Origin of the sequence: Arthrobacter sp. MYb227, assembly GCF_002975435.1 — a bacterium.
Taxonomy (GTDB): Bacteria; Actinomycetota; Actinomycetes; order Actinomycetales; family Micrococcaceae; genus Paeniglutamicibacter.
The window spans coordinates 99,109-105,603 of record NZ_PCPT01000011.1 but is presented as its reverse complement, the minus strand read 5'-3'; the positions used below and the strand labels follow the sequence as shown (position 1 = coordinate 105,603).

General features: G+C 58.2%; 7 protein-coding genes. 6 read left to right on the top strand and 1 reads right to left on the bottom strand.

Features of this window, described 5'->3' with window-relative positions; all coding sequences use genetic code 11:
* A partial coding sequence (locus tag CQ018_RS20350) for a hypothetical protein (RefSeq protein ID WP_219844076.1) occupies positions 1-603 on the bottom strand: 603 nt, incomplete at its 3' end.
* A gap of 12 nt (positions 604-615) precedes the next feature.
* Between CQ018_RS20350 and CQ018_RS20345 the strand changes: the two genes are divergently transcribed.
* From CQ018_RS20345 to recN, 6 genes are read left to right on the top strand one after another with little or no spacing between them, the layout of a single operon-like run.
* On the top strand, positions 616-1,560 hold the full coding sequence (locus CQ018_RS20345) for a hypothetical protein (RefSeq protein ID WP_219844075.1): 945 nt from the start codon (positions 616-618) through the stop codon (positions 1,558-1,560).
* A 15-nt stretch (positions 1,561-1,575) separates the two neighbouring features.
* Positions 1,576-2,562: an HAD-IIA family hydrolase gene (locus CQ018_RS16785; protein ID WP_105551163.1), complete on the top strand. Its 987-nt coding sequence runs from the start codon at positions 1,576-1,578 to the stop codon at positions 2,560-2,562.
* 18 nt (positions 2,563-2,580) lie between these two features.
* Complete coding sequence (locus CQ018_RS16780) at positions 2,581-2,796, top strand: hypothetical protein (RefSeq protein ID WP_146111941.1); 216 nt, start codon at positions 2,581-2,583, stop codon at positions 2,794-2,796.
* On the top strand, positions 2,790-3,599 hold the full coding sequence (locus CQ018_RS16775; RefSeq protein ID WP_105551161.1) for a TlyA family RNA methyltransferase: 810 nt from the start codon (positions 2,790-2,792) through the stop codon (positions 3,597-3,599). Before CQ018_RS16780 ends, CQ018_RS16775 begins: the two co-directional genes overlap by 7 nt.
* Positions 3,600-3,656: 57 nt before the next feature.
* On the top strand, positions 3,657-4,691 hold the full coding sequence (locus CQ018_RS16770) for an NAD kinase (RefSeq protein WP_105551160.1): 1,035 nt from the start codon (positions 3,657-3,659) through the stop codon (positions 4,689-4,691).
* Complete coding sequence (recN, locus tag CQ018_RS16765) at positions 4,688-6,421, top strand: DNA repair protein RecN (protein WP_105551159.1); 1,734 nt, start codon at positions 4,688-4,690, stop codon at positions 6,419-6,421. Before CQ018_RS16770 ends, recN begins: the two co-directional genes overlap by 4 nt.
* The last annotated feature ends 74 nt before the right edge of the window (positions 6,422-6,495 follow it).

Sequence of the window (6,495 nt, the reverse complement as noted above, 5' to 3'; positions counted from 1 at the left end):
GGATTCCAGGGTGGAGACCGTCGCGAAGGTGGCTTTAAGCCGCGCGAAGATCGCGGTGGATTCCGTGGCAACGATGATCGCCGCGAAGGCGGTTTCAAGCCCCGTGAAGATCGTGGTGGATTCCAGGGTGGAGACCGTCGCGAAGGCGGTTTCAAGCCTCGTGAAGATCGTGGCGGTTTCCGTGGCGGCAACGACCGTGGTGGATTCCAGGGTGGAGACCGTCGCGAAGGTGGCTTTAAGCCGCGCGAAGATCGCGGTGGATTCCGTGGCAACGATGACCGCCGTGAAGGTGGCTTCAAGCCGCGTGAAGATCGCGGTGGATTCCGTGGCAACGATGACCGCCGTGAAGGTGGCTTCAAGCCTCGTGAAGATCGCGGTGGATTCCAGGGTGGAGACCGTCGCGAAGGTGGCTTCAAGCCCCGTGAAGATCGCGGTGGATTCCAGGGTGGAGACCGTCGCGAAGGTGGCTTTAAGCCCCGTGAAGACCGCGGCGGATCTCGTGGCGGTAACGATCGTCGTGAAGGAAACTTCAAGCCCCGTCGCGAGGCCAGCACCGCTGACCTTGAATCGTTGCGCGATGAAGAGCAGGCTCGCCGTGCACACAACCCGGCGGACTTGCGCAGCTCCAACAGCCCAGAGCGTGGCCGTTCACCGGAAATCGATGATGATGTCACAGGCAAGGAGCTAGATCGCATTACCCGTGCCGAACTGCGCTACTTGGATGACACCAACAACGAGTGGGTCTCCAAGCACCTCGTTATGGCCGGCCGCTTGATCGACATCGATCCACAGCTTGCCTACGAGCACACCATCGCAGCGTCCCGCCGTGGCGGACGTGTGGCTGTTGTCCGCGAGGCCGTCGGCCTAGCTGCATACGCCGCAGGCGAATGGGCCGAGGCGCTTCGCGAATTCCGTACGCACCGTCGCATCAGCGGCAACAACCTGCACCTTCCACTGATCGCTGATGCCGAACGCGGTATTGGCCGTCCGGAGAAGTCACTGGAAATCGCACACAGCGAGGTCGTCGAAACTCTCGATACCAATGGCAAGGTAGAGATGGCAATGGTCGCCTCCGGCGCCCAGAACGATCTTGGCAACCTTGAAGCAGCAGTGGCAGAGCTTGAAATCCCGCAGCTGGAACTCAACCGTGCCTTCAGCTACAGCCCTCGCCTGTTCTTGGCCTACGCCAATGCACTAGACAACGTTGGCCGCACCGAAGAAGCAAAAACCTGGCGCAACCAGATCTCCGTTGCAGAAGAAGCACTGGGCACCGGTCAGTTCGAAGAGCCAGAGATCATTGATTTCGGTGAAGACGACGAAACCGATGAGCGTCGCCCCCGTGCCCGCGACATCGTAGGCCCGGAAACCGACCTCGAGGACCAGCCTTCGGAAGAAGCAACAGAGCTTTCCGACGAAGACGCGGTTACCGAAGTTGCAGCCGAATCGTTGGCCGATGAAGCAGGAGAAGAAAACCCAGAACTCGATGAAGAGGCAGCAGAGCCGATCAACGAGTCAGGTGCTTCACCGGTCATCGACCAGGACGAAAACGACGAAAAGTAGGAATTCGACTCATCCATGCTGATCTCAGGTTTTGACGCGCTACTTTCCGATCTTGACGGCGTCGTCTATGCCGGCAACGGTGCAATACCCCAGGCCATCGAGGCCCTGAACGGACTGAACGAACACGGTGTTTCACTGGCTTATGTCACAAACAACGCCTCACGTTCACCCAAGGCCGTTGCCGCACACCTGAGTGAGCTGGGAGCTCCGGCATCCGCAGAGCAAGTATTTGGCTCTGCGGATGCCGGAGCCGAACTCCTCGCCCAAAAAATTTCGCAAGGATCCAAGGTCCTTGTTGTAGGCAGTGCCTACCTGCGTGAGTGCGTCATTTCGTACGGGATGGAGCTTGTAACCAGCCACAAAGATGCTCCGCAGGCAGTGATTCAAGGATTTGACCCGGCCATTGGCTGGAAGGACCTAGCAGAGGCAGCATTCGCAATAAACCGCGGTGCACTCTGGGTCGCCACCAACACCGACCAAACCATTCCACGCGCCGAGGGTATTGCTCCCGGGAACGGAATGCTGGTCGCCTCGGTCCAGGCCGCAACCACCACCAAAGCACTGGTCGCAGGCAAACCCGAACCCTTACTCTTTCAACGTGCAGCAGAAGCCTTCGAAGCCACCCGCCCACTCGTGGTTGGGGATCGGCTCGACACCGATATCCTCGGTGGCAACGCCGCCGGCTTTGCCACGGTCTTGGTACTGACCGGGGTAGATTCCTGTGCCACTGCCCTGAGGGCATGTACAGCCCAGCGCCCCGATTACCTGATCAATGATCTCTCGGGGCTCTATCAGAGCTACCCCATCATCCAAGTCACCGGATATGGAATTCTCTGCGGTGATGCTCTTGCTGCTGTCAACGGGCAAACCATCACGGTCTCCGGGGACGAATCGGATATCAACGCTTGGCGTGCGGCATGTGCCGCATGGTGGATGGCCCACCCGCATACGGATGAAGAAACAGCACCCAGAGTGCTCTTCAAGCAAACCATCGGCAACTAGGGCTAAGCTCGCAAGACGATGATGAGCTCCAATAACATTCCGCGCCCAGGTGCCACGCACGCACCGGTGCCATGCGCACCACAGACAGCCTCAGGATCCGAAGGCACACCAACGGATCTTGGCATCCTCGAAACCCTTGCAGAACTTCCTGTGGCAGAACATCTGGCCATATACGAGGAGCTACACACACAACTTTCGGCAGACCTCGGAACAACCTCACAGGAGCAATGGTGAGCAGGCTCGACCAAGAACTGGCAACCCGCGGGCTTGCCCGCTCCCGCACCGAGGGAGCACGCCTCATTGTAGAAGGCCGCGTGCTGATCAACGGGGTCATACAAACCAAAGCGGCAAAGAGTGTTGATGAAAAAACTTCAATCAACATTTTGGCCACCGATGGTGAAGAGTTTGTCAGCCGTGCCGGCCACAAGCTGGCAGGTGCCCTTGAAGTGTTTAACGCCATCACTGTCAGCGGCAAACGCTGCCTTGACGCAGGAGCTTCCACCGGTGGATTCACCGATGTATTGCTACGCCGCGGAGCCGATCACGTTGAAGCGGTAGACGTGGGGCATGATCAGCTGGTGCCGGAACTTCGCGCCGATCCCCGAGTGCATGTACATGAGGGAATGAACGTGCGTTACCTTGACCCAACACATATCGGGGGAGCGGTGCAACTAGTGGTTGCGGATCTTTCCTTCATTTCCCTGACACTGGTCATGCAGGCATTGGCCGGAGCAACAGAGCCCGGCGGAGACCTTGTCTTGATGGTCAAACCCCAATTTGAGATTGGCCGCGAGCAACTTTCCCGTACGGGAGTAGTCAACAGCCCGCTCATGCGCCGCAAGGCAGTTGATACAGTATTGGCTTCCGGGCTTGAAGCAGGATTAGTAGTTAAATCGCTGGCCCGAAGCCCCTTGCCCGGTCAAGACGGAAACGTTGAGTTCTTCCTCTGGTTGCATAAGAGTGCTTCACAAAGCGAAACGCCACCTACACAAGCCCGCGTCGACAGCGGTGCTTGGCCCGGGGTTGACTATTCTTAGATTCGTTGGCATCTGACCCGATGTCCCTAACCTTCGGGCAACCGAGGAAAGGAACGCATGCGTAGGATTCTAGTCCTCACCCATACCGGCCGTGAAGATGCTCTTTCGGCCGCTGTAGATACTTGTTCACGTTTGCGCGAGGCCGGTTTGATCCCGGTGATGCGACGACTTGAAATGCAGGCAGTACGTAACACTCCCGAGGGCGAAAAGCTCCAGGTCGAGGTACTCGATGAAGACTCGGACCTTTCTTCCATCGAATTAGGCGTTGTCCTTGGCGGCGATGGAAGCGTATTACGCGCCGCCGAATTAGTGCGTAACGCTGGTGTCCCATTGCTGGGAGTAAACCTGGGCCACGTTGGATTCCTTGCCGAATCCGAACGCACAGCCCTGCAAGAAACAGTTCAGGCAATAGTCGAACGCTGCTACACGGTAGAAAAACGCATGGCAATCGACGTGCAAATTTGGCTCGGTAACCGGCGTATCGCCCACACCTGGGCACTGAATGAAGCAGCAATAGAAAAAGCCAACCGCGAACGCATGATCGAAGTGGTCATGGAGGTCGACGGACGACCGCTCAGCACCTTTGGTTGCGATGGTGTTGTCATGGCAACTCCCACCGGATCCACCGCCTATGCATTCTCCGCCGGCGGCCCGGTGGTCTGGCCCGAGGTTGAAGCGCTGATCATGGTGCCCATCAGTGCCCACGCACTCTTTGCCAAACCCCTCGTGGTGGCCCCCAGCTCCCGGCTTGCCATCGAGATCCTCACCCGCACCGACGCCGAAGCAGTTCTGTGGTGTGATGGTCGACGGACCATCGAACTTCCCCCCGGAGCCCGTGTGGAAGTGACCCGCTCGGATACCCCGGTTAAACTTGCCCGGTTGAACCAGACCCCGTTCTCCGAACGCTTGGTCAACAAGTTTGAACTTCCCATCCAGGGGTGGCGTGGCCCGGTCAAGGCAAGTGAGCAGATCACCGCAACTACCAGCCTGCCGATCATCACCCCACCATTGCAAGTCGTGGAACCACGACACCATGAACCAAAACCCGAACCCAGCTCCAGCGCAGGCAAGGAACACCGGAGGCTACTGTGATCCAGGAAATCCGCATTAATGACCTTGGCGTCATCTCTCAAGCCACACTTCCGCTAGGCCCGGGATTTAGCGTTGTCACCGGCGAGACCGGTGCCGGTAAAACAATGGTCATCACCGCCCTTGGACTGCTATTGGGTCGCCGTACCGATGCCGGGGCGGTACGCCACGGTTCCAAGCAAGCGGTAGCCGATGCCTCAATCATCCTGCCGGCCACCAGCAAGGTTCTTGAACGTGCCGAGGAAACCGGGGCAATCATTGAACGCTTCAACGACGAAGCAGAACTGATCATCACCCGCACACTCTCGGCCGAGGGACGTTCCAGGGCCTCAATTGGTGGCCGTGCAGCTCCCGTGGGAGTGCTTGCCGAACTTGGTGAAGACCTGATTGCCATTCATGGGCAGACGGACCAGATGCGCTTGAAGGGTGCTAGCACCCAGCGCGCATCGCTAGATAAGTTTGCTGGCGCACCCGTGGCCAAAGCACTGGGCGCCTACCAGGATGTCTTTGACCGTTGGGGGAGCGCAACTCATGAACTCGAAACACTCTCGGCGGCCTCCCGCGAACGCATCCGAGAAGCAGAATCCCTCCAGATAGCACTCGAAGAAATCGATGCGGTTGACCCGCAACCCGCAGAAGATATCAACCTTAAAAACGAATCCCTGAAACTCTCAAATGTTGAAGGATTGCGCTCTGCAGCAGATTTGGCCCACGAATCGCTCAATAGTGAAGCCTATGAGGCAACAAGCGTGATCTCCCTGGTGGAGACGGCAAAGCACGCACTCGAGCAGGTATCCGGCGAAGACCCGGAAATGAAATCGCTGGCCGAACGCCTTAATGAAATTGGCATCCTTGCGGCAGAAGTCTCAACGGATCTTGCCGCGTACCTCTCGGATTTGGATTCCGAGGGCCCCGATCGGTTGGCGGCGCTCGAGGAACGCCGTGCAGATCTGAACCGACTGATCCGCAAATACGCACCAAGCATCGATGAGGTCATGGCCTGGGCCGATGTTTCGCGCACCCGGCTGACCGAAATTCAGGGTGATGACGGGCGCATCGAGGCCTTGCAGCTTGAGACCGAGGCGCTGAAGAAGCAAGTAGGGGAGCTGGGCGCCAAGCTGAGCAAGCTACGAGCCAAGGCCGCCAAGGACCTCGCCACACGGGTTACCGCAGAGCTTGCTGCCCTGGCCATGCCAGATGCCAAGTTCGTTGTTGAACTCTCCGCTTTGGAAGCCCCGGGCCGCTACGGTGCCGATTCCATCGCCATGCTCTTACAACCCCACGCCGGATCGGCACCACGCCCACTGGGCAAGGGTGCCTCCGGTGGTGAACTCTCCCGCGTCATGCTTGCCATCGAGGTGGTGCTCGCCGCGGTAGACCCGGTACCAACGTTTGTCTTTGACGAAGTTGATGCCGGCGTTGGTGGTAAGGCGGCAGTAGAAATCGGCAAACGTTTGGCAATGCTTGCCAAGCATGTTCAGGTGATAGTCGTCACCCACCTGCCGCAGGTTGCCGCCTACGCAGACCGGCATATTAGGGTCATCAAATCCTCAAACGCCGCGGCAGCCGACGGTGCCGGATTTACCTCGAGCGATGTTGTCTTGCTCGAAGAATCCGAACGCGTGCGCGAACTGGCGCGGATGTTGGCCGGACAGGAAGATTCCTCAACCGCCCAGGCGCACGCCGAGGAATTACTTAGCGACGCACAACACTTGGTTAGCTCGCTTACCTAATACTAGTTTTTGGCTCATCGATTGCGGTGAGCCTGTAGAGTCTTTCTCAAATGGTCAACAACGAAATGGTGATA

What these genes read in the sequence shown, in the direction of transcription:
- CQ018_RS16785 (WP_105551163.1), top strand. Translation starts at nt 1,576, where the DNA reads ATGCTGATCTCAGGTTTTGACGCGCTACTTTCCGATCTTGACGGCGTC.
- CQ018_RS16780 (WP_146111941.1), top strand. Translation starts at nt 2,581, where the DNA reads ATGATGAGCTCCAATAACATTCCGCGCCCAGGTGCCACGCACGCACCG.
- CQ018_RS16775 (WP_105551161.1), top strand. Translation starts at nt 2,790, where the DNA reads ATGGTGAGCAGGCTCGACCAAGAACTGGCAACCCGCGGGCTTGCCCGC.
- CQ018_RS16770 (WP_105551160.1), top strand. Translation starts at nt 3,657, where the DNA reads ATGCGTAGGATTCTAGTCCTCACCCATACCGGCCGTGAAGATGCTCTT.